The following is a 24723-nucleotide window of genomic DNA, read 5'->3' on the forward strand; positions in this document are numbered from 1 at the left end:
TGATTAGTTCTCCTTTATGGTCATAAGCAGCAGCTCAATTACCAGGTCAAAATTGACGTTTGCGTTAATTCTTATCTTCGCCTTCTCAAGTGCCTCAAGTATTGCCTCGATTCCATGATAGGAATGCTTTGCTGCCTGTTTCTTTATATCATAGACCTCATCCTTGAATATGAGTCCGTTAACATCGTTTGTCGCCTTCATATACAGCACATCTCTGTACCACACCATAATCAGGTCAAAATAATCCTGCACCTTAAGCTTGTACTCAGCTATCTGTTTTACCGCTGCGCCCAGCTCGTACAAATCTATGTCATCGAGGCGCTTTATCAGCGACAGTGCTGACTCCTTTAGCTCGTTGAACTCGTCTGATGAGGCGAGCTTAACAGCCTTTCCGACGATGCCCTGTGCAAATGCGGCACTGATATCTGCCTGATAATCCGGAATATGCTTTTCGTTCATCAGGTATGCCTTTATCACCTCGTCCTTTACCGACTTCATATTGAGTGTGATGCAGCGCGACCTGATGGTCTGCAGAAAGCTGTCTGCATTGGTGGTGAGAAGCATGATGACCGCATATGCCGGTGGCTCCTCAATGGTCTTTAAAAGCGCGTTCTGCGCCTGCTGGTTCATTTTTTCAGCCTCATCCACTATGTAAATCTTGTATTTACTGCTGTACGGCTTTATCACTATATCGTTGTTGAGCTGTGTCCTGATGTCGTCAACCGATATGTTGTTGGGCTTTTCATGACTGACATATATGATATCAGGATGATTGTGGTCATCTGCCTGATGGCACGATTTGCACTCTCCACAACCGTCTGTGCCCTCCTTCTCACACTGCAGTGCCCTGGCAAATGCCTCGGCTATCATCATTTTGCCGGACAGCTGTGGTCCGTTTATTATATATGCATGTGAGACCTTTCCCATTGATATGGCATTTTGCAGATGCTCTATTATCTGCTCATTTCCTACTATATCCTTAAATCCTGCCATAGCTGCTGCCTCCGTTTTAGTCTGCCTGTGTCTGTTATGCTTCTGCCCATATCCGGCGCAGGCTCTTCATGTATTTGTCTTTAATTGAACTGTTATAGCTTTTATCTCCTACGTGAGTATATCAAGCAACAGTCCGCGTATCTCTCCGATTCTTGCAAGTATGGACAGATGATCCTTCTCATCCTCCACCAGCTCTGATGCCAGCTCATCCAGATTGCTGTCTATCAGTCTTATTATACCATAAACTCTGTGCCTTCCTCTCCTGTCGAGGAAATTTTCTCTGGAAAATTTATGGGATCTGTAGACCACCTCATTCAAAAAATCCTTTATGAGCCCGCGATATCGCTTCATGTCCCTGATGTCCATATGCTCGGCTATTCTGTTGCCCTGTGCTGTGATATCCTGCATCAGTGCATCTACCTTTGCCTGGAGATCAGCGTCTGTTATGGCGCTGGCCAGTGTGAATTTGAACGAGCCGTCTCCGACCTGTGTTTTTTGTGCATCAGGAACCTGTGTCACCTGATTTACTTCATTTACTCTGACTGCCATGAGGCTGCCTCCTTATTCGTTTCCGGTTACATTTATGTGCAGTCCGTAACCATTTTCCTGCTCTGCAATTAAGAACTCTGTCGTATGTATGCTGAAATCTCGGCAAGCACAGTATCCATATCATCATTTATGAAGCGACGTGTAATCCCCGCCTCATGCAGCTTCTCCTCAGAAAAATCTGATGCGTCTGCCAGAAAACGGCGGCACATCTCCTCATATTTAGGCACCTGCTGCCCCTTTTCCCGGTGAATGGCGCGTATCAGACGGTCGCCATCCTCCACCTCCACATAGATTGGCAGCACGTTGTCACTGCCAAAATAATCGCGTATCTTTGTGTAAGACTCGAGTGTTCCGACTGTCAGATAGCTTTTGCAGCGAAGGTCTATATCATCATCGTTTACCGTGAAATATTTCCACACGCCGTACACCGTATTGTACTCGCGAAGCTCTATGATGCTCCCCTGTTCACTGAGCCTTTTTACATCCTCTTCATTGCAGAAATGATAATCCTTATCCTGTGTCTCTCCGTCCCTTATCGGGCGAGTGGTATACGGGATAATCCTGCTAAGCATTAGGGAATCATCCTGCAGTATTTTATTGTATATAGTGTCCTTGCCTGATGCGCTTTTTCCCATCACGCAGAAAATCTTACCCATCTGTAAACCTCTTATATTTTAATTAATGTAAGCATGACACATCAGCTTTTTTCTCATTGGTTCTGAATAGTTACTAATTAGTATAAATACGATTGTTTGCTATGTCAAACTGTTGCTTACAACACAGCAACAAACTTCCACATATTGGCATCCGGATCAAAGTACAGGCCATCCACTTCAAGACCTGAATTTACAGCCTTTATTACATCATCTATGAGCTTGTCGTTCATTATCTCTCCCGGCACCACAAGCGGTATCCCCGGCGGATATATATTTATAAAGGCACCGCTCACCTTCCCGCTTGCCTTAAAGGCATAGACCGCCTGATGGTCTGCATCATAGGCATCATACATTTCCATTACGGCTGGCAGCTTTTGGTATATAGTCGTATCCATTTTGACAGGAAAGTAAAATTGATGTACCACACCCTCCTGTTTTAATATATCATAAAACTCTTCAAAATCAGACTTATATTTTTCGAGCTGGCTGTCTATTTCAATCAAAGCATCCGCAAGCCTGTCAAAGCCCTCATCCGTATCCATGACAGATGCCAGCGCCAGTACATAATTGCCCGCCGCCATCTCAAGCTGCAGCTCATATTTTTTGAGCAGAAGCTCAAGCAGCGTATGTCCATTCATAGCCTCTTTCGTAAATATAATAATCTTTGACTCGTCAAAATCATATGCCTCGTCAGCGGAAAAATCACTTTTTCTGACCACGTTCAGATGCGAAAGTCCGCTGACCTTCTGATAAAATCTGTCAAGTCTGCTCCTAAGCTGTGCAAAGGCTGTCTCTTTATTATCGCGCACATAGTGTATGCAGCGCTCTATGCCTGTCATAAGCACATATGACGGTGAGCTTGTCTCATAAATGCCGAGAAACTTCTCCACTGCTGCTTCACGCATCCCACCCAGCAGTAAAAGCGCCGTCTGTGTAAATGCCGGAAGCGTCTTGTGCAGGCTCACTATGACCGCATCGGCCCCGAGCGTTATGGCATTTTGAGGGAAGCCGCCTCCAAAGCCAAAGTGCGCGCCATGTGCCTCGTCAACTATGAGCAAAGCTCCATGTGCATGTGCCACAGATGCGATCGCCGCCACATCGGAAACCACACCATCGTATGTAGGCGAGGTTATCACAACCGCTTTTATGTCGGGATTTTCATCAAATGCCGCCCTTATCTGTGCCTCGGTTATCTGCCCCTGCAGCCCTGTCCGTGTAATTTCAGGGTATGTAAACACCGGGTGAAGCTGCCTTAAGTAAAGCGCATGATACACCGCCTTGTGACAGTTCCTCGCTACAAGCACCTTGTCTCCCCTTTTGGTGGCCGCAGATATTGCTGCCAGTATACCGCAGGTGCTTCCGTTTATGAGAAAATATGCATGCTTTGCACCGTAAAGTGCCGCTGCCTCAGCCTGCGCCTCCTTTATAATGCCCTCAGCGTGGTGCAGATTGTCAAAATTGTCTATCTCTGTGATATCAATAGCATACGGGTCCAGCCCTGCACCTATATCACTGCCACGGCGCTTATGCCCCGGCATGTGAAACGGATAAATATTTGATTGTGAATTATTTATCAGTTCTTTTTCCATTTAAGTACCTATATATCCTTTTTAGCCCAGAAATCTTCCAAGCTCCGGCATCCAGTCATCATAAAATATTTCATCATTGCAGAACGCGCTCCAGACCGGTGTGAGGAAATCAAGTATCAAATCAAGCGTCTCCTCCCAGCCTGCACTGTCATAATGCTCTGACAGCTTATCCTGTCTTTTGCAATACCGGTTCCAGCGTTTTTTCATGTATGTATAGCTTCTGTAGCCGCCAAGCTGCTCAAGCCTTCGCATAGACGCAACCTTTGGCTTTTCCTGCGACTTTGCCTTAAAAAAATCAATCATGCGCCTGCCACTGACCGAATATTCCTTAAGAATATCATACGAATCGGCAAACAGCTTCATATCCCTGACCAGCTCAAGCTTATCCATAATCTCAAAAAGCTGCTCTCCCAGTATCGATTCCGGAGAATACACAGTCGTCTCTATTGTTTTATAAAAACGGTTCATAGCCATTATTTTCCTTTGTAAAGGAATACCCGCATCCGCTTCATCAAGCCTCTCTATCCTGACAGTAAACGGCACCCTCGTGCCATCGAAATACGCACTGAAAGACAGGGTATAGGCCTCCGGGGCATCCTCCCTAACGGTCTCATTCTCCCATATCACATCACTATGACTGTTGCACTCGGCATTCCCTGTAATCATGCCCCTTATGAGCTCAATCGGCACGCCAGGGCTTTTATCCGCAGCCTCATGTGGTTTTCCATAAACATAGTAAAGCGCCAGCTTCTCCCCCGTGGCATATTCAGATTTTCTCTGCCAAAGCACTGGCGCAAGCCCCGCTTTGTCTATACGCCACAGGAAGTCCTCTGTGACATACTGCCAGAGCACATCACTGTACGGAATATTCTTTTCACTGCTTATTCGTCTCAAGTCAACCTTCACTACAGCCAAACTCCTATCAGACTCTGTACCTTTTTTAAGACCTTTCTCTCCCGCGCATAATCCATAAGTACAGAGATATCCTTATCAGGATCTGCGATATATGCCTGAATCGCAGTCTTGAAATCATCATGGCTCATTTTGGACTCATACTTTAAGCAGTCGCATATGAGCCGTTCCTTATCATAAATACCAAAGCTGCAGCCCTGCAGCTCAATAACTGAAGCGCCCAGACTAAGCGCCTCCGGCTCCGTGTAAAACGGAATAATCCTTGGATAATCCATCTTAAAGCGCGATTTTGAAGTGTTTTTGTCCACTGCAAGTGTCCACCCATACGGTTTTTCCTTTAAATAGCCGTATGCATACAGCGCACTTTCCATGCATAGCATCGCATCCGGAAAAAGTGCTGCGACAAGCTCCACCTCACCAAAGCCGTCCACACGGTCAGTATAATAGCCGTTTCTGACGCGGGAAAGCTTTCCCTCCTTAACAAGCGCATCAATGCGTCTGTAGTCTATTCCAAGCTTCGTGAGCTCTTCCTTTTTCACTATTCCATTGTGCTTTTCCATAGCCTCAGCTATGAGACTTTGTACCTGTTGTATATTCATTACCGCTTCTCCATACATCATATCACATTGCGATGTGAGCAATGCCCCTATTGTCCGGTGTCATCCTGCCAGAAATCTCTCTGCATCACGTATACCGAGCTGATACAGGCTTTCCAGCTTATCCGGATTCTTCTCAACCTTGCTGACCTTAATGTGCTCTGACGGTCTTAACACCCTTGCAACACCCTGCTTTTCAAGCTCCTTTAAACGCTCAAGCTGTGCATTGTACATAATGTATCTATTTGAAAATGCCTCATAGAACCTCGGAAAACGCCTTTTATATATCGATGTAAACAGCTTAGGCATCGGTTTTTTCACGTAATCGGCCGGCTTTGTGAGCACCACAACAACCCTGTCATAGCCCATCTCAAGCATCTTTTCATAAGGAATGCTGTCTGTCACGGCACCATCCAGATACCACTCATGCCCCAGCTTTACCGGTTTTGACACGATTGGCATTGAACCGGATGCACGAAGCACATCCATCTGTTCAAAAACACTCTTAATCTGTACATACTCCGGCTTTCCGGTCTTTACATTAGTCACAACCGCATAAAAAGGAATGTCAGATTTCTTGTATTCTTCATCATCGAACGGGTCAAGCTCTCTTGGAACAATATCATAGGCATATTTCGTGCTCACTATGTTTTTTTCCTTTAAAAGAGGCCTTATACCCATATAATTTTTGTCGCCGTTAAATCTTTTGTTGTAGCGGATGACTCTACCACGCTGCTTTGAAAGCAGATTCACACCAAACAATGCTCCGGCTGAAACACCTATCACTGCATCAAAGCATATGCCATGATCCATAAAGCAGTCAAGCACTCCGGCTGTATACATTCCTCTCATTGCTCCGCCCTCAAGCACGAGGGCAGTTTTTGTCTCACTCATCTAAATCTCCGTTTCTGATACTTTTAGTATTTTTTCTTCCCTCTGAATGACAAATTTGTCTTTCTCCTTTTCATCCTCTTATACTGCTTATATCTCTCGCGCTGTTCTTTCTTTGCACTCAGCTTATGTCTGATACGATAGAAATTATCATAAACTCTCCTGCCTATCAAAATTAATATTACAAGTGCTATAAGCACCACAAGCAATATCAAAAAATAAACCGGCTTAATCCTTATGACGCTTTTGTTGCTATTTGCGGCATCAAAATACGATAAATCCACCTTTTCCCCTGAAGCTATCAAATTAACGCGCCCAACGACATGGTCTCCATACAAATACTTGACCGTTGCAAGAGCCTCCTTTGAATCAGGCTTTTTTTCATCTTCTTCTCTTGTAACCTCGGAAAAATCCGCATTGTTCGGCAAAACCACATAATTCTCCGATACCTTTGCATACATTCCGTAGGTGTTTAGTACACCCAGATCCTTTGAACTGTCAGATGACTCATTTGTCTCATTTTCACCAATATTCAATGCCTTAAAATTGCTAAAGCAGTAATTCAGCAGAGTATTCGTGTCCTCATAATGGCTAGGCGACTGTGCATTCATAATGACAACGCAGAGTGTCAGCCCGTCCTTTTCCGCAAATGTCACAAGTGTACTGTTGGCCACCTTTGTATAGCCTGTCTTTCCGCCGGTGCAATCCGCATTCACATACTGCGAATACTGCTTAAACGGATGCAACAGTGCGTGATGATTGTACAGCGGTGTCTCCGTGGAATGCTTGTTGGTTGGCGGTATCATGTATGTTTTCGTGCCTGTAATCTTGCGAAACTCATCATTCTTGTATGCCGCACATGAAATAAGCCCCATGTCATAGGCGCTTGTCCAGTGATTTTCGTCAGGCAGACCATTTGCATTATTGAAATGTGTGTCCTCACACCCCAGCTCCTTAGCTGTCTTGTTCATCAAATCGATAAAGGTGCTGTAATCTCCACCAAGCTTTTTGCCGGTATGCTCTGCTGCCGCATAGGCACACTCATTCGCAGACTCAAGCATCACACCGTAAAGTGTCTGCTCCATGGTCATCTCCTCACCAACATCCCTTGATATGCTCGATGAACCATCCCTGCTGTCATTGACCGCCTCCTTTGAAAATGTCACCTTTTCATCCATTTTGCAGTTGAGTATGGTCAGATAAGTGGTGAGTATCTTGGTAATACTTGCCGGGTAATGTCTCTCGTGGGAATTTTTCTCATAAAGCACTGTCCCGGTGTTAACCTCCATAACTACCGCACACGGCGAGTTAATCTGCGGTCCCTCAGGCCAGTACTCTCCATCCGCCCTCACTGACACCGGCGCTGCGCACACAGTTGTAATGGCAATTACTGCCATCAATACTATTATTCCTGTTTTTTTTCTAAATATATTTAAAATATGCATAATTATATTCCTGTTTTTGCTGTAACAATTAAACTTTTTTCAACCCTTTAATTATAAAGTAAGCAATCCATGTTATCAAGGGATTTAAGATGCATTTTTTCTGTTTTATTTTGACACTGTCATAATTGTGTTATAAAATACATTATAAATATATTCATATAAACCAAGGAGATTCTATGAGACTAAGAAATATTCCGGGCGCCGGTGAAGTCATCGACAACAGCCCATATTGTATAAAAGAACCTGTGGAATTAAGGGGAAAATGGCACGAATTTCTTGGAAATGACAATCCTATCCACATTGAGGTCGGCATGGGAAAAGGCAGATTTCTGATGGATCTGGCCGCACTCAATCCCAATATCAACTATATCGGTATAGAGCGCTACACGAGCGTGCTGCTTCGCGCCGTTCAGAAAATGCAGGAGACAGAGCTTGCCAATGTTCATTTTCTGTGCATTGACGCAGCCACACTGCCTGATATTTTTGACAAAAATGAGGTTGACCGCATATACCTCAACTTTTCCGATCCGTGGCCAAAGGACCGACACGCCAGAAGACGTCTCACCTCCGGCGAATTTCTTGCCAGATATGACAGTTTTCTTGCACCATCTGGCCATATCGAGTTCAAGACCGATAATCAGGATTTATTTACTTTTTCACTTGAAGAGATTGAATGCTCTGACGTATGGCACCTCGATGCCAGCACCCGCGACCTGCACAATGACCCGGTCATGAGCCGGGGAAACATCATGACAGAATATGAAGAAAAATTCTCAGGCATGGGAAACCCTATCTGTAAGCTTATCGCTTCAAGATAGGGCGACATACCTGTCGTTTATTGCATTATTGACATACTCAAACATTCCCCACATTCTGTGGCGTTCCTCTGTGTTCTCCGACAAAGCGCCGTACTCATCACACGCATCCTTAAAATACCGCTGCGCTTCCTTGTTTCTTCCCATCTTGCTATAGCTTGACGCAATATTACTGTATATCATTGCCTTCAAGTCCTTTGATCGCATTATCTCTGCATTGGCAAGACTCTCAAGATAGCAGTCAAATGCCGCACTCTCTTTGTTATCCAGCTCATATACCAATCCAAGTATATTCAGGTATTCCACATATTTTACCATGCATCCGATGCTTTTCAACATGCCGAGTGCTCTTTTTATGTGATTTACCGCATTATCATAATCATGCCGGATAACATTTTCTACGGCAAATTTTATCTCTTCGTCAGCCCTATTTTCGATCGAAAATTTATCAACTGCCTTTACCATATTTATACTCCGACTATTTTGTTTTACCTCTAATGTTACTTTTGTCCTATTTATCAGTATATACTCAAATTTTCAAAATAGCAATCCCTAATTTTAAAATTTATAGGACTATTATACTAATGTTGTGGCTCGATAGCTCCTTGCCCTCAATATGATTATACAATAAAAAAAAAGCACCAACCCTATGGCTCATACGTCCATAAAACCGGTACCTTTGAGTGCGCCTCCAGGGGCTCGAACCCTGCACACCCTGATTAAGAGTCAGGTGCTCTACCAAATGAGCTAGAGGCGCGTTTCTTAAATTTGTTTTGCGCTTTCCTTAACGCGAGATTTATTATATAGTATAGTTCATAAAAATGCAACACTTTTTTTCATTTTTTTTAAATTTTTTTTAGTTTTGCGTAAAACTGTTGATTTTACGCCATTTTGAGCTATATTATTTTCTATACACTGAGACTTTTTGTACCCGATTTCCATTAAAGGTCTCTCAGAAAGGATTTACAAATAATGAATGTAGAAGAAAGATTATTAAAATATGTGGGCTATCACACCACATCAGATGAAGCCAGTGATAAGATACCAAGCAGCGAAAGGGAGTTTGCTTTAGCAAAAGAGCTTGAGTCTGAGCTTAATGAGCTTGGTTTATCGAAGGTTGTGCTCACCGAGCACTGCTATGTATATGGACTGCTGCCTGCCACACCAGGCATGGAGCACAAAAAGGCAGTCGGCTTTATTGCACATATGGATACTGCACCTGATTTTTCAGGCGAGAATGTCAAGCCTCAGATTATCCACAATTATGACGGCAGCAATATATTATTGCAGGGCTCGGGGGACTACCTGATGACTAAGGATTTTCCAGATCTTAAGGCCTGCACCGGACGCACTCTCATCACCACAGACGGCACTACTCTGCTTGGTGCCGATGACAAGGCCGGTGTGGCTGAGATTATGACCGCCTTAGAACAGATTATTGCTGAGAACACACCTCACGGCGATATCTGGGTTGGATTTACCCCGGATGAGGAGGTCGGAAATGGTGCGAATTTGTTTGACCTGGATTATTTCGGGGCCGATTTTGCCTACACCGTGGACGGTGATTACGAGGGCGAGGTGGCCTATGAGAACTTCAATGCCGCAAGCGCTGAGTTTACCATAAAGGGCGTCAATGTGCATCCGGGCGAGGCAAAGGATATAATGGTCAATGCTGCTTTGGTCGGCTGTGAAATTGCCGCAGCACTGCCTGCAAATGAGACTCCTGCCACAACCGAGGGCAGAGAAGGCTTTTACCATCTGTGTGACATGAGCGGTGATGTGGCTTCAGCCCATCTGTCATATATTGTGCGAGACCATGACAAGGCTCTTTTTGCAAAAAGGCTTGATACGCTCCGCTCTCTTGAGATAGAAATGAACAAAAAATATGGTGAAGGCACTGTTTCTTTGACTATCACCCACTCCTACGAGAATATGCTTTCAATCATAAAGGACAACATGTACATTATCGACCTGGCAAAAACTGCCATAGCAGAAAACGGCCTGGAGCCGCTCTCACGCCCGGTTCGCGGCGGTACAGACGGCGCACGGTTATCCTTTATGGGTCTTCCTTGTCCAAACCTCGGCACAGGCGGCTACGGCTTCCACGGCCCGTTTGAGCACATATCAGTGGAGGGCATGGAAACTGCAGTTAATATAATTAAATCAATTGTGAAGCATGTGCTTATGCTGGCTGACGCGTGATTTCGCTGCCGGTCATTACTGTTCACAACTAACAGTGTGGCTAGTATTACGGCTGCGCTTATCATTTTTGCAGTTGTTGGTGGAATATTTGTAAATTATCTTCGCAGAAATCAAAATGATATCGGCGGAGGAATGGGAAAGGATTACATGAAAGAGCATTGGGGAATCGATGACGACAAGTAATAAAAAATACCGGGCAACACATTTTGTGTCCCGGTATTTTTTATACAACCATCGTAACTATTCAGAACCACTGAGAACAAGAAAAGCTGATGCATCATCAGAAAAGCCTGACTTTGCTATCGTGAATTTGCAGGCTCCATGTTCACAGAGCGGCCCTTTATCTTCGCATTCTTCATGGCATTAAGCACTTCCTTGCCATACTCAGCCGGCACCTCAACAAATGTATACTTGTCGTACATGTCGATTGCACCGACAAGCCTGCCAGGCATGCCTGACTCGCCTGCAATGGCACCTAAAATGTCGCCCGGCTTTATCTTGTCCTTCTTTCCGACGTTGATAAACAGACGAACCATGCCATCCTCTGCTCCTGTATTGTGGAAATCATAGTCATCCTTTGATTCAGTTGTGGATATCTCAGAAGCGCCCATAGCCTGGTATAAAAATGCCGCTGCAATATCCATTGCGGTGTAATCCGACTCATTTATCTGATTCTCTATAATGTCAATGACACTTGTGAGATTTTCCTCATCTATGATGGTAGAAATCTGGTCCATGATCTTTTCTGCCCTGATTTTGGCAACATCATCAGATGAAGGGATTGGCTGTGCATAGATTTTTGTCTTGCAATAGCGCTGGATGTCCTTGAGCTTGTAGACCTCCTTACCCTTTACAAAGGAGAATGCTTTTCCACAGCGGCCGGCTCTTCCTGTACGACCGATTCTATGCACATAATACTCGTCATCCTGAGGCAGATCATAGTTGAATACAGCCTCCACATCATCCACATCAATTCCGCGCGCTGCAACATCTGTGGCAATAAGAATATCTGTCTTTCCGTTTCTGAAGTTCTTCATGACACGATCTCTCTGCACCTGCTTCATATCGCCATGAAGTCCCTCTGCACTGTAGCCGCGTCCGCAAAGCTCATATGCCAGCTCGTCCACCATCTTCTTGGTGTTGCAGAACACAAGCGAAAGCTTTGGATTATAGTAATCCAACAGTCTCGTGAGCACATCTATCTTGTCCTTGCGCTTTACGTCATAGTAATACTGGTCGATATTTGCGACTGTCAGCTCTTTTTTCACTATCTTGATGTTGATGGCATCATGCTGATATTTTCTTGTGATTTCAAGAATAGGCTTTGGCATTGTCGCCGAGAAAAGTACTGTCTGATGCTCCTGTGGCAGGTATTCAAGTACTGTCTCGATATCCTCCCTGAAGCCCATGTTGAGCATCTCATCTGCCTCATCGAGCACGATTGTCTTTACATGGTCAGGCCTGATTGTCTTTCTCCTGAGATGATCCATAAGACGGCCCGGGGTTCCGATAATAATCTGCACACCGCCCTTAAGTGCCTTAATCTGGCGGCTGATATCCTGTCCTCCGTATACCGGAAGCACCTTCACGCCATGCATATATTTTGCAAGCTTCCTGATTTCATCTGCCACCTGGATGGCAAGCTCCCTGGTAGGCGAGAGGATGATAACCTGTGTCTTGTGACTTGATGCATCAACGCTCTCAAGCACCGGAATACCAAAGGCTGCTGTCTTTCCGGTTCCGGTCTGCGCCTGTCCGATTACATCCCTGCCCGAAAGCACCGCCGGGATTCCCTGAGCCTGAATCGGAGTTGCCTCCTCAAAGCCCATGTCCTTGATGCCTCGCAAAATCTTAGGGTTTAATTCTAATTCGTCAAATCTGATTGTTTCCATATATTCTTTTAGATTTCCTTTCAAAAATAAAGTGTGCATATTTTTATAACATGCACACTTTAACATATTTGTGAGATTATTACAAAATACTATTTCTTTATTTTAGTGCCCTTTAAATAAAGCGGCTATCTCATCCGGCGTGAGATTACGATTTGTGTTGTTCAAATCCACAACCGGAGCATTTTCCGGTTCCGGTGCGCTTGCCGGAGGCTCAACCTGCTCAGATTCACTTGCTGGCTCAGGTTCGCTTGCAGACTCCGGTTCACCCGCTCCTGCGTTTGCTCCTGCAAAAAGTGCCGCTATCTCGTCTGCACTCAACTGGCGGTTCGGATCGCTGTTTGCGGTATCTGCTACAGCTTCTTCTGTGGCTGGGGCTGGCTCTACTACAGGCTCAGGTTCGCTTGCTGGCTCAGGCTCGCTCGCTGGCTCCGGTTCACCCACTCCTGCGTTTGCTCCTGCAAAAAGTGCCGCTATCTCATCTGCACTCAACTGGCGGTTTGGATCGCTGTTTGCGGTATCTGCTGCAGCTTCTTCTGTGGCTGGAGCTGGCTCTACTACAGGCTCAGGCTCACTCGCAGACTCCGGTTCACCCACTCCTGCGTTTGCTCCTGCAAAAAGTGCCGCTATCTCATCTGCACTCAACTGGCGGTTTGGATCGCTGCTTGCGGTATCTGCTGCAGCTTCTTCTGTGGCTGGGGCTGGCTCTACAATGGGTTCAGCTATCGGTTCAATAACCGGTTCAGCAGCCGGCTCAATAATTGGCTCCGCAATTGGCTCAGCTGCAGGCTCTACTGCCGCTGCCATATCAACAGGTTCATCAACTGCAGGAACTATGAAATCATCAACCACATCATGCTTTATAGGGCTGCTTTGAGCTGTCACCGGCTGTGATGCTGCCTCACTTACCGATGGCATGGCAGTGATTGTCTTTGGCATCTCAACATTTGCCGTAAACTGCACCGGATTTGCAGCAATCACCTGACTCAGGCGGATTTCCATATCCTTTATACTGTCAGAAAGAGTCTGCTGTCTGTCCATGATTTCCTTAAGATTCTCATAAAGAACGTTTTTCTGGTTTTCAACGATGAACTCATCGCTCTCCTTGAGTCTGGCCTCAAACCTCTCGACAGCATCTAAAAGCTGCTCGTTTGAGCCCATGATCGCATCTGCATTCTCCTTGTTTCTGTTGATGACAACCTTTGCAATTCCCTTCTGAGCACCTATAATAGCCTCTGTAGGAACCTTTGAAGCCTCCTGTAAAATATCTATCTTTTCTTCTATCTCCTCAAAATATTTCTTGAGCATGAGATATGAGGCCTTTTCTGACTTAAAAATACTGTCATACTGCTCCTCTCTGCGTTCCTCCTTTAATGTGCGCAGAGTGAAAAGTCCGTTTACCACTCCCCACAGATAAATCAGAAGAATTACAGTTATGACTGCAATAAGTATGTATTCCTCCGGATAATTGATGATAGCGTAAAAATCCGTGAGCAGCACAACCGTAAAAATCAGAATCATAAACATCAGTTGGAGCATTGTTTTCTTTTGTTTTTTATCTTGCATAAAATCCCCTTCCCTGGAACTGTTTTATACTATTTAGAGTAACTATCGAATTATATTATAACGTTTATTTCTGAATCTGTCGATTGTTTTTAATAATTTTACCACTTTCATTTTTCGGTATCTCATATACAATAACAATTTTACGCGGCAGGATCTTGGAAAACTGTCTTTCTATGACACCATGCGCATGATCATCGGTATGGGCAAGGGAAGCACCAATGAGAGTATCTGTTCTCGGAATTCTCTTCTTCCTTTCCAAGGACTACCAACAAGTTTAAAGATCACTGCATCCTTGCATGTGATGGGATTCTGTATAATTTTGGCATTTTCCTTGCCAATGAAGCTGCAGAAGAAAACAAAAAAAGAAACGGAAAAAAGACAATAAATATAACTACGAAATTGACTTTTCATCAGCATTAAAAACAGCACGAAAATTCTTTTCGTGGAATTGGAGCAATCCATTTCGGATATCGCTAATCTTAGCAACTGAATATTTTTGTTTTGACTGATGATTTGCATCTGTCTTTTTGGCGTGCTTATTTTCACTATTTTCATGTCAAAAAATAATGGTATTTTTCATTCCTGGATAAGATATTAATTCTTAACAAGCTCAGCATAGACTAAATACCTCTGATAATTGTCAGGGTAGGGATGGCAGGTAGAGAGGGTTATAAGAGATCTGTTCGCTTTAATATAAATATTCTGACTATCATTAGGGTCAATAACCTTGGTTTCGACCACCTGATATACAAGCGTTTCCCAAAAATTTGTTATATAAATTTTATCGCCCACGTTAAGCTCGGTAATTCTTTTAAACATATATATACTCTTATACCTTGTGTGAGCGGCAATAACGCAGTTTGTGTTTTCACCGCCGACAGGCAGAGAGGTGTGGGCAAGATACGCTGCTCCCTTAGCCATATTTTCTTTGCTCGCACCGTTATAAATCGGCAGCTTAATGTCAATAGCAGGGATCGTTATGTAGCCGAGTATATCGCTGTCTATACCATAATCGGAGAGCAAAAAATCCGGTTTTTCATACGACAACTGATCAATCAGTCCACTTTGCCCGCTTAAATATAGCTTTTCGTTATATTCAAACATTGCCCTACGCAGTTCGGTATACAGAAGGTTATCATCATTTGTTGTTTTAAGCTGATCAAATTGATATATCTCTTTATTCGCCTGTATATCAAATGCCTCTCTCAGAGCAATAGGATAAGTAAAAAATCCAATACCAACAATCAATAAGATAATCGCTATTATTCTAACCAGCTTTCTCATTCTTCTTTCTCCGTATCAAATCTTTAACCGCACTGCTGACAAGCAGCATAACAAACACTGCTGTAATCCCTAATGCAGCAAGCTTTGTATAGTCCTCCCATGTCATTTTCTTTTCGACTTTTGGCTCCTCAATTGTAGCGTCCTCTTTTTCCTCTATCCGCCTGCCGTGTACCAACAAACGGTGCGTATTCTTGCCGTAGGGGGTACAGGTGATCAGAGTTACAAGATCCTTGCCTTCCTGTATAAAAAGGGAGGAGCTGTCATCAGGCTCGACTGTTTCTATTTGATAAACCTGATAGGTCAACGTTTCGTCAAGAACATGAATACGAAATATGTTGCCCTCACGAAGCTGGTTTAGGTCGGTAAAAAGCCTCGCTGAGGGCAGACCGCAGTGTGCTGACAAAACGGCGTGGGTGCTTTCTCCGCCCATGGGGAGCGAAGTATTTTCCAAATGCCCTACACCCTTTAACAATGTTTCTTCCTTTGTTCCGTGATAGATCGGCAGATCCACATTGATAGCAGGAATCTCAATACTCGCCATTACTTCATCAAAAGCCAAAAGCTCGGTATATTCATCGTCGGTTATAGGATAGGCATCTGGGTCAAAGGGGTCGGTTAGTACAACGGCATTCTCAGACAGACTTTTATTGTAACGCCTTACAGCTTCTTTTTCCTCAGCAATTCTTTCGGGACTTATCGACGATACCTTTCCGGTGCGTTCGGTAATCGCGCGGGTGCTGTTTTTTTGATAAAGATAATTGGAAACAGTAGGATAGAGAAAAATAGCGCCTCCCACGAGGAATACAAAGATTATCAGTATTGTCGGCAAGTGTTTTTTCATTCCATTTTCCTCTTTCGTACATTGTATTAAGGCAATACCGCACAAAGCCATCAGGTGTTCTTTGTGCGGTGTTGCCTTAAAGGATATCAACCCACAATTGAATGCATGATTTGAAACAATACGCCACCCTATTATGTGGGGTGGCGTAAACTGTTATGATTATTTCTTGTAGTTAGTTCGCCTTGGCTTTTTTGTGGAAGAGAACAAACAAAATTACTGCGCCGCCCATAAAAGCAATACCGATGACGGTGAAGATTACAATACCTTCATCCCCGGTTATTGGGAGTGTAATACCACTGCTGTTAGGAACCTCAACTGTATAAACACCGTTAGTTGCTTTAACGTCGGTGTCGGTAAAGTTAACCTTTACAGCATTGGCCAAAATGTTATAGCCATGAGGTGCCTGAGTCTCTACAAGGTAGTAATCGTATTTTTCACCGTTTGCTTCGTATTTTTTAAAGGTTGCACTACCGTTATTATCAGTAACAAGATCACTCTCAAGCTTTATGCCTTGTATATTTGTATGAGGAATGGTTATTGTTCCTCTTGCGTTAGTTTCTTCGGTAGTAGCTGTTCTGTACAAATCAAATTTCGCACCGGACAGCTTGTTGGTCTTATCGCCTGTGTTGATTCCGTTGAATGCAAACTTATCAATCTTAATAGCAAAGGTGTTGACAGCATAATCAACAGTTTTCTGGTTATGTGAGTCAGCATCATAGGGATAGAACGAATAATCAAATGTTGCTTTGTTGGTTTCTTTATCATTGACTTCAGTTGTGGTATCATCATTCAGCGTTGCAGTATAGGTAATAACAAGCTGTTTTCCGCCTTTATTAGTCCAGCCAGCAGTATACTGCTGTGTGCTGACGCTTAATTTAAAGGTATAATCCTCGGTTGCAGTTGTATCAAGAGTGTAAGCAGTAATATCTGTTCCACCTGAAGAAACTTTGATTGAAGCAGGATCAAGTTTCAGTCCGTCAGGAAACTTGTCAGATATGTAAAAGGACTTATCTGTCGTATTATCAGCATAGGTAGGAATATCGACTGTAATGGTGTAGACAACTTTTTCATTCTTTGTTACGCTCGTCTTGTCAGCAGTCTTGGTAATAGTAACTTCCTCTTTTTTCGCTGTGAAGGTTACATCCTCAATTACATAATGCGGATTTCCATCAGAAGCCTCCTCTACTTTCGGTTCAATCTTCTGAAGCATCAGCTGATAAACCGATGTGGTGCTGGACGGGCGGATAAAGTACTCGCCCATTGCAAGATTTGCAAAGGTGGCAGTACCGCCTTCACCAACAGTTGCTGTTTTCGCAGCATCGATGTTGTGATCTGCAATATACTTTGGCAGACCTGCAAGCAGATTTTTCAGGTCAGCAGAACCATCTTTAAGTGCGGCAAACTGTTCAACGGTATATGCCTGATTTGCACTATTCGTTACGCTGTTAGTCTGCGCAAAATAATCAGCAAAAGCACTGTTCCACGCATATGAAACGTGGTTAGATGTTTCATCATAAGTGATATCAACTACCTTATAAGCTTCAAGTACATCATTTTGCACGGCATTATTAATTGTTATAGATGCCTTTGAAGTCGGGGTAACAGTGGTCGATGCCGCAAACACACCCATCGGAAATAAACCGAGGGCTAAAATAAGGGTAAATAATAAGACCGCAAATTTTTTTGTTTTCATATGAATTTTCCTTTCATTATTTATTTTTGCTTTTATATCGGCTTATTTTAAACCAAAACAAACCGATTACAGCTAAGGTTAGTAGCGAAAGCCCTGTCACTGCGAATAGGCCGCCGGTGAATGGTGTTCCGGAAATGGGCATATGCAGCGTCAGATAGTTCGCTAGTTCAACATTAACCTCATTTTCAGTAATGTTTTTTTCTATTCCACCGATCAGGGCAGTATTGCCCGAATCGTCAAAGTTGATTTCTAATGGTGCATCAAGCAATCGGTAACCCGTGGGCGCTTTTGTTTCGGCTAGATAATACACACTATCGGGGGAGAGTGTATCCGTAAAAACTGCGGTCGCCTGCGTACCTTCCGCATTTAAAACCGTAACGGAGGTTATGACAGCTGTACATTTAAGGATTGCTCCTTCATAGACAATGGTCTGTTCTCCGTTTTCGTCCGCCTGATACAGCGTAAACTCCGCACCGGCAAGCGGCACTTTATTCTTATCTGTGGATTTATCGCCGTCAATCTTGCTCACATTAAGGGTATACACCTTTTCAAAACGTGCATAATAAGTCGCATTGCCTGTTGTTGTGTAGCTTATTGTCATGCCGTTGTCTTTAAGCATATCATTGCTGACCTTATTCGCATCATTACCCTCGGAATCATACCAACCGACAAATCTGTAGCCGCTTCCTGCGGTCGCTTTGGAGCTTACAGGTTTATCTATCTCGCCTACATCTTTGTATTTCGTGAGAGTACCTATTGTATCATCTGTATCATCGGTGATGACTTCCCAACTGTCACCATTCTTCACCTGACGGATAAAGGTCTGTGTAACAATCTTTTTCGAGAATCTCGCGTAATAGGTTGCACCTTCTGTAATTTCGCCTGTTATTGTTATATCTGTTGTAATAAGCGCGCCATCGGAAGCATACCAACCAACGAATTCGTAGTATTTACCCGCTGTTGCTTGGGAGCTTACAGTCGCATCTGCCGTATTGGTTTGACTGTAATGAGTGAGAGTACCTATTGTATCATCGCCTGTATTTTTCCAATTGTCACCGCTTCCTACCTGACGGATATAGGTCTGTGTAACAATTTTCGAAAATCTCGCGTAATAGGTCGCATTGCCCGTAGTTGTGTAACTTATCGTTGCGCCGTCATTTATAAGCATATTATCGTCAACCTTATTACCCTCAGAATCATACCAGCCCATAAATTTGTAGCCGCTTCCTGCTGTTGCAGTGGAGCTGATAGGCATACCTACAGCATCGGTATAAGTATAACGTCCGAGAGTACCTATTTTATCGTTATTGGTTTCTTCCCAGCTGTCACCGCTTCCTACCTGACGGATATAGGTCTGTGTAACACTGTTCAAAAATCTCGCATAGTAGGTTTTTACGCTTTCCTGTGTTTCCACATAGCTGTATTCAGCATTCGTAGCAATAAGATTTCCGCTTTCGTCATACCAACCAACAAAACCATAGCCTTCTTTTGCAGTCGCCTTGAGAGTTACGCGTTCACCAGTTGCAGCGTGGTAGGATTTACCGCCGTTTTCATTATATGCGGCGTTGTAATTCTTGTCGGATGTATCTGTTACACTTGTAATTGCAACTGTACCGCCTGTATCAGAATCCTCATAGCTGACTGAACTGATGTTATACGTCCGTGGTATAAACGCCTGCAGCCAACGCCATTGCGCCACCATGGTAAGCCCCTTGTGGACATTGGCATAGGCTTTTGTTTCGCTGTTATCTCTCCAGGTTACACCCACATCATTATCTTTCTCATTTTTTTTGAGCTCCTTGGTTAAGGATACCTTGCCATTGTATATTTTAAAATACTGCGCCTTCGTGTCCCCATTGACTCCATCAAAAGTGTAATCGCAGGCTATCGTATGCTCCGCAGGAAGAATCAGACTTCCCAACTGATCTGCATTTACCTGAGCAAATTTCGTCAGATCACCATCAACGACATCACCTATAAGCCGCCAGCCCATAAACTTCCAGCCATCATTCTGTCCTTCAGCTGCATGTGATACATAAGGGTCAATAAATAAGGTCTTTGTACCTGCCTGTGCCTCGTCAACACCGGAAGCGGGCTTAAAGCTGTATACATTTGCCGCTTCGTCTGTATTATGCTCCCTTTTGACTACATATGGCTTTCCGCCGTTGGGGTCATAGGTTACGGTGGGACTCTTGAGAAAGACAAAGTGCAGGTCTGTTGCCGAAGTCAGGTTGTCCAGATAATAGTTATAAATGGTATCGCCGTCCGCATTGGTAGATTTTACCCATTTCCCTGCCTTTTGCTCATCTGTCAAGCTTCCGGTGTCTTCTATTTCATGTCCGGCTAATCTCAAAAACTTGGTCACAGGATTTCCGTTTTCATCCTGCTCTGTGTGATATACACCGACAAACTCACAGCCGTCATAGGCGTCTGTTTTCTTCACAATAGCCTGAATTTTCAGCGGTTCTCCATCCACCACATAGGTGGCAAGCTTATTGTCAACGGTGACATGATGACCGTCTGAGCTTCCCGTACCCCCGGTTGTTCCGTCGCTTCCGCCAACAACCGCACTGCCGTGGGTGGTAGTACTACCCGACAGCGGATGGTAAATCTCAAAATTGATATTGTCAAGGAAGTTGCCGAAGGTTTTGGCTTTGTCCGGAGTTGTTGATGATTGATAATATCCCACCGACACAAAGCCGAACAATGTATCAGTCTGACCCGACGGAACGGTATAGAGATAGTATTTGCTTAAATCTACTGCCTTTGAACTAACCGAGCTGCTGCCAGCAGAACTCTCAGCATTAGAGCCGTAACTGTTCCATGGATTCGTTCCGCTGGTAGTTTTTGAGGATGCCATGATCCAGATATGCCACTCTTCGGTATAAATCGCACTTGGAGTAAGGCTGAACGGATTATTTCCTGCATTATCCTCAAAAGTACCCTCTGCGGCAAATTTTTTACTGTAAACGGTAAGCTGTTCACCCAACCCGGCAGAAGTTTTAACAGAGGTCATGTTCTGCGCAATCAGCCAGTCCACCATCTGCATCAGCTGGTCGCGCCCATCTTTGCTGGGCTTTGACGGATCAACGCTCTGTTTAGGACCGATAACCAAAGCCATGGTATCCGTGCCATTGCGGGCGCCGTGATCCAATCCCCACTCATAGACACTTGACGGAGAGGTACTAACATTCTGGTATAATGTACTCTCTTCATCGGCATTCAGTTCAGCGGCATAAGTGCCGTCAGATGGTTTAAGTGTTACATTTTGAATATAAGTATTTTTATTCTCCTTGAACAGCTCAATTTTTCCCTGAAAAGCTGTCGTATTCCAGCTAGGAACTTGGCTCTGATCAGGCTGAGAATAATTAATCCCTGAAAAAGTCGGTCCATCTTCAAAGCTGCCGTTTTGCAGCTTGTTAACACTGCTGTCCTCGCCGGCTGAAACGTGGGAAGGGGTAAAATGAAACAGCAAAAGAACACCGCAAAGAAGCATAAGCACTGTGAAAAAAAGAGCGAACCGGTGTATTTTACCGTTGCGTTTTCCTATAATATGTTTAGATTTATACACGGCGCGTACCCTCCTTTTTTTGAATTTTATAAAAAAATTACGCGAAGCCGATAGAAATCAAGATTTATTATAATATAGCACTGTAGGATTACAAAGTCGTTACACATCAAATCGACTTCAAACCCCACAAATAAACATTTCAACAACCAATTTATCATTTTTCACAAGGAAATGCAGAGTAACAACGACACTGAAAGATGAATTTACATAAAAGCTTCTGTTGTTTATGCTAAAATTTGTGTAACTTTTTCATGTCAGTTTATGGAAAATAGAAAACGTCATCACAAATATCATTATTTGTTTTGTAAAAACTCATATTTGTTATTCCACAACATACCGCAAGTGACTTCTGCCCAACTGTATTGTGTCATGTATTCACCTTGAAATGCAGGCATTCCGGTTTGCAGAAAACAATAATAATCACAGTCAATCCGTTCCGTATCGAGCGAATAATAATATCCGGTTTGTTTCAGCAGACATTCCGCTCCGGCTTTCTTCAACGCATTGCGTAGATCAAAGAAAAGTTGATGCAGGTAATTTATTTTTTTCAATTCATCATAGTCATCCTGCCACATAATTGTACAAATCTGCTTGGCAGTCACACCTGCACCATTGCGGTCAATCAGAACCGCTAATAATTCCTTGGATTTAGAGCGTGTAAAATTCAATGGAACTCCATGAGCGAAAACTTCAAAGTTGCCAAAGCACTTCACCTGGAGCAGCTTTTCCTTTGTTTTTCGCCCCTTTATATGGTCGATTTCCTTCTGTATTGCTTCCGCTGTAATCGGTTTCAGCAGATATCCAGAAACATGGATCTGAAAAGCATCCAGGGCATACTCAGAAAATCCTGTGCAAAATACAATATTGCATTCAGGTTGTGCCTCTAGTATTTTTTCCGCCAACGTCAAACCGCCCATGCCACGCATACTAATGTCAAGAAAAGCGATATCAACATGATTGTTCTGTACCCATTCTAGTGCTTTTGTACAGGAAGAAAATTCAGAAATCGCTGTAATATCCGGAGAAAAGGCAACTGCTTTTGTCAGTGCCTGAAGCATTGGACGTTCGTCATCAACAGTTACTGCAATCATTTCTCATTTCCCTCTTTCTTTGGTATTGTGATCAAAGCCTTTGTTCCTTTGCCTGGAACACCGCACACATCAAGTCTGCCTTTACACATGATCTCCAGACGGATTCGAATGTTTCGGATTCCCACGTGCTTTTTCTCGTCCTGGACAGCGGTGCTGTCAAAGCCGATTCCATCATCTTCTACACAAATGCAGTAATCAGATTTTGTTTCATATGTGGAGATAATAACAGTTCCGCCGCTTTCCAACCCCATAAGACCATGCTTGACAGCATTTTCTACCAGTGGTTGTATGGTAAGCGCAGGCAGGAGAAAATCTTCTGATTGGATATCAAATATAACTGTCATATCTGGAAATCTGACCTTCTCTATATTTACGTAGTGCTTTACATGTGCAATTTCCTTCGAAAGACGAATTGGCGCATAATTATCAAGCTCACTGAAATTTCCTCGTAAATACAACGAAAAATCATGTACAAGCTTTGCAGCCATCTGCGGCTTTTCAGAACAGAAATGCTCAATTGTGCCAAGGGTATTATATATAAAATGCGGCTGTATCTGACTTCTCATAATGGCGACCCGGTTGTTTTCAAATTCTGCTCTCATCTTCTTTTCACGCATTGCCGCACGAAAATTTTTGGGTATTACAAGCAGTATCATAAAGATGATAATAAAAAACATAAGAATAAACACAATATTCGAGATAAGACCTCCCTGCCACCATCCGATAGCAGTTGCTGCAAAATCAACATGAAATGCGGCAATTATGAAAATAGACAATATCAGTAGAATCCGGTTATATTTTTCAGCATGAATCAGACTGTAGATCACACAGCCAAGCAAAATCAGGGTAATCAAAGACTGTGATACTGACCATGCCAGATTGGTATCGTAAATTTCAATACTGCCAAAAAAAGATATGCCCATTATGATTGCCAGGATCACCCATGAAACTCCAGTCAGAACATACCCAATGTTTTTTGCCTTTTTGCTAAGGCACTCCACAACAAAAACAGTCATACTCAACATATAGAGCATCATACATAGCTCTGATGCAATTGTATTGAATCGGTAGTGGTCATTCCATAATGAAATATACGGTGACTCCAATATAAAATATCCTCCGCCAAAAAGCATCATGAAACCTATCATCCACATGATCTCATTTTTGGGGATACGCATCAAAGAGGAGAACAGGGAAACGCCAAGAATCACAAATGATATGACCATTGCCACAATACCGAGTGTTCTTTCAAAATCCCCTTCGTATTTTATCGCTTCTTTGAAGACAACGCCACCCTCTCCTCCATAAATATACATGGAATCCAGGAAGTCGTCTACTGCGTTTTCATTTCCAAAATTGTGATTGTTTTTCAAGACAATTTCAATTGTATCTGTTTCCGTTCCTGTATAATAGTATTCCGCCCATATTTTTCCACAAACACTGTCGTCAAACTCAGGATTCTCAATGTCACAAACATACGGTTCCTGTCCGGGAACATGTATGGTTGCTCCTATGTGATTAAAATACAAAGCAATTGGTGTCCCATTAGAAAGACCGCCTATGGTTTCTGACCTGTCCGGTGACATAAGCTGAAACATTCCCCGCAGCGTAACATCGCCCTGCAATGCAGAAATATGTTCTCCTTCGATTATGGGGTGCCATTCCCCGTCATCAATTTTGTAATCACCTTGAAATGCTACAGCCAACGGAAGTGCCATGGTTGACTGTTTGCTTTGATTGCTTTTTATCAGCAAAAAGGCAACCGCCAGAAGCGTTATAATGCCTATTCCAATCACAACAATGGATGACCGCTTTAACTTGTTTCGTAAAAAATCTAACTTCTGCATTTTTACCTCGCATAAATAAAGTAGTAGTTTATAGAGTGCCGTGCTATGGGAATCTCCAGCAGGAATTCTTCGAGTGCCTGACACCTAGTACATTTCATGATCTGCCGGGAAATCATCTGTATCATAAACCACCCAAACATGCTTATACCCGTTCGGGTTTTCTCCCGCTCGATTTTTGGCCTTTCTTAGAATTATAGACTGCTTCATATGTGTAGTCAATGCTATTTCATGGTTAATTGTTAACCTTATTAATATTTATGGTTGACATTAGGTTAACACTTGGCTATACTAAT

20 protein-coding genes and 1 tRNA gene are annotated in these 24723 nt (G+C 43.4%); 3 read left to right on the forward strand and 18 right to left on the reverse strand.

Annotated elements, in window-relative coordinates; translation table 11 throughout:
• Window positions 1-3 precede the first annotated feature (3 nt).
• From holB to ACTQ1L_RS09460, 8 genes are all read right to left on the reverse strand, one after another.
• Window positions 4-993: a DNA polymerase III subunit delta' gene (gene holB, locus ACTQ1L_RS09425; protein WP_012744028.1), complete on the reverse strand. Its 990-nt coding sequence runs from the start codon at window positions 991-993 to the stop codon at window positions 4-6.
• A gap of 108 nt (window positions 994-1101) precedes the next feature.
• Complete coding sequence (locus ACTQ1L_RS09430) at window positions 1102-1542, reverse strand: YaaR family protein (RefSeq protein WP_321112279.1); 441 nt, start codon at window positions 1540-1542, stop codon at window positions 1102-1104.
• 68 nt (window positions 1543-1610) lie between these two features.
• Complete coding sequence (locus ACTQ1L_RS09435) at window positions 1611-2198, reverse strand: guanylate kinase (protein WP_321112280.1); 588 nt, start codon at window positions 2196-2198, stop codon at window positions 1611-1613.
• Window positions 2199-2314: 116 nt separating this feature from the next.
• Window positions 2315-3787: an aminotransferase class I/II-fold pyridoxal phosphate-dependent enzyme gene (locus ACTQ1L_RS09440; protein WP_441366750.1), complete on the reverse strand. Its 1473-nt coding sequence runs from the start codon at window positions 3785-3787 to the stop codon at window positions 2315-2317.
• A 21-nt stretch (window positions 3788-3808) separates the two neighbouring features.
• Window positions 3809-4693: a hypothetical protein gene (locus ACTQ1L_RS09445; RefSeq protein WP_441366752.1), complete on the reverse strand. Its 885-nt coding sequence runs from the start codon at window positions 4691-4693 to the stop codon at window positions 3809-3811.
• On the reverse strand, window positions 4693-5298 hold the full coding sequence (locus ACTQ1L_RS09450) for a type IV toxin-antitoxin system AbiEi family antitoxin domain-containing protein (protein WP_321112283.1): 606 nt from the start codon (window positions 5296-5298) through the stop codon (window positions 4693-4695). The genes ACTQ1L_RS09445 and ACTQ1L_RS09450 overlap by 1 nt, the downstream gene beginning before the upstream one ends.
• 60 nt (window positions 5299-5358) lie before the next feature.
• The gene (locus ACTQ1L_RS09455; protein ID WP_321112284.1) at window positions 5359-6189 is read right to left on the reverse strand and encodes a patatin-like phospholipase family protein; all 831 of its coding nucleotides are present in this window, start codon (window positions 6187-6189) and stop codon (window positions 5359-5361) included.
• 23 nt (window positions 6190-6212) lie between these two features.
• A complete protein-coding gene (locus tag ACTQ1L_RS09460) occupies window positions 6213-7631 on the reverse strand; it encodes a D-alanyl-D-alanine carboxypeptidase family protein (RefSeq protein WP_441366754.1) in 1419 nt (472 codons plus the stop codon).
• Between the two features lie 176 nt (window positions 7632-7807).
• Between ACTQ1L_RS09460 and trmB the strand changes: the two genes are divergently transcribed.
• Window positions 7808-8449 (forward strand): tRNA (guanosine(46)-N7)-methyltransferase TrmB, encoded by a 642-nt coding sequence (trmB, locus tag ACTQ1L_RS09465; RefSeq protein WP_321112286.1) that lies wholly within the window; start codon window positions 7808-7810, stop codon window positions 8447-8449.
• Here the strand turns inward: trmB and ACTQ1L_RS09470 are convergent.
• Both ACTQ1L_RS09470 and ACTQ1L_RS09475 read right to left on the reverse strand, forming a co-directional pair.
• Window positions 8441-8911, reverse strand: a complete 471-nt coding sequence (locus ACTQ1L_RS09470) for a tetratricopeptide repeat protein (protein ID WP_441366756.1) — start codon at window positions 8909-8911, stop codon at window positions 8441-8443. The two genes, trmB and ACTQ1L_RS09470, sit on opposite strands and share 9 nt — an antisense overlap.
• Window positions 8912-9130: 219 nt before the next feature.
• A tRNA-Lys gene (locus ACTQ1L_RS09475) sits at window positions 9131-9203 on the reverse strand.
• A gap of 215 nt (window positions 9204-9418) precedes the next feature.
• Between ACTQ1L_RS09475 and pepT the strand changes: the two genes are divergently transcribed.
• Together pepT and ACTQ1L_RS09485 are read left to right on the forward strand one after the other, a co-directional pair.
• Window positions 9419-10648: a peptidase T gene (gene pepT / locus ACTQ1L_RS09480; protein ID WP_441366760.1), complete on the forward strand. Its 1230-nt coding sequence runs from the start codon at window positions 9419-9421 to the stop codon at window positions 10646-10648.
• Between the two features lie 36 nt (window positions 10649-10684).
• Window positions 10685-10831: a hypothetical protein gene (locus ACTQ1L_RS09485; RefSeq protein ID WP_441366761.1), complete on the forward strand. Its 147-nt coding sequence runs from the start codon at window positions 10685-10687 to the stop codon at window positions 10829-10831.
• A 116-nt stretch (window positions 10832-10947) separates the two neighbouring features.
• Here ACTQ1L_RS09485 and ACTQ1L_RS09490 read toward each other — a convergent pair whose 3' ends face one another.
• From ACTQ1L_RS09490 to ACTQ1L_RS09525, 8 genes are all read right to left on the reverse strand, one after another.
• On the reverse strand, window positions 10948-12540 hold the full coding sequence (locus ACTQ1L_RS09490; RefSeq protein ID WP_321112289.1) for a DEAD/DEAH box helicase: 1593 nt from the start codon (window positions 12538-12540) through the stop codon (window positions 10948-10950).
• Window positions 12541-12642: 102 nt separating this feature from the next.
• On the reverse strand, window positions 12643-14103 hold the full coding sequence (locus tag ACTQ1L_RS09495) for a hypothetical protein (protein WP_441366764.1): 1461 nt from the start codon (window positions 14101-14103) through the stop codon (window positions 12643-12645).
• Window positions 14104-14697: 594 nt separating this feature from the next.
• Window positions 14698-15387 (reverse strand): class C sortase, encoded by a 690-nt coding sequence (locus ACTQ1L_RS09500; RefSeq protein ID WP_441366767.1) that lies wholly within the window; start codon window positions 15385-15387, stop codon window positions 14698-14700.
• The gene (locus ACTQ1L_RS09505; RefSeq protein ID WP_441366769.1) at window positions 15371-16228 is read right to left on the reverse strand and encodes a class C sortase; all 858 of its coding nucleotides are present in this window, start codon (window positions 16226-16228) and stop codon (window positions 15371-15373) included. The genes ACTQ1L_RS09500 and ACTQ1L_RS09505 overlap by 17 nt, the downstream gene beginning before the upstream one ends.
• Window positions 16229-16400: 172 nt before the next feature.
• Complete coding sequence (locus ACTQ1L_RS09510; RefSeq protein WP_441366771.1) at window positions 16401-17921, reverse strand: SpaH/EbpB family LPXTG-anchored major pilin; 1521 nt, start codon at window positions 17919-17921, stop codon at window positions 16401-16403.
• A 16-nt stretch (window positions 17922-17937) separates the two neighbouring features.
• Window positions 17938-21492, reverse strand: coding sequence for an InlB B-repeat-containing protein (locus ACTQ1L_RS09515; RefSeq protein ID WP_441366773.1), 3555 nt, complete (start codon window positions 21490-21492; stop codon window positions 17938-17940).
• A 293-nt stretch (window positions 21493-21785) separates the two neighbouring features.
• Window positions 21786-22583, reverse strand: a complete 798-nt coding sequence (locus tag ACTQ1L_RS09520; protein ID WP_279206071.1) for a response regulator — start codon at window positions 22581-22583, stop codon at window positions 21786-21788.
• On the reverse strand, window positions 22580-24430 hold the full coding sequence (locus ACTQ1L_RS09525; RefSeq protein WP_441366774.1) for a sensor histidine kinase: 1851 nt from the start codon (window positions 24428-24430) through the stop codon (window positions 22580-22582). Before ACTQ1L_RS09525 ends, ACTQ1L_RS09520 begins: the two co-directional genes overlap by 4 nt.
• Window positions 24431-24723: the final 293 nt, after the last annotated feature.

It is taken from the genome of Agathobacter sp. LCP21S3_B2, assembly GCF_052118705.1.
GTDB lineage: Bacteria > Bacillota > Clostridia > Lachnospirales > Lachnospiraceae > Roseburia.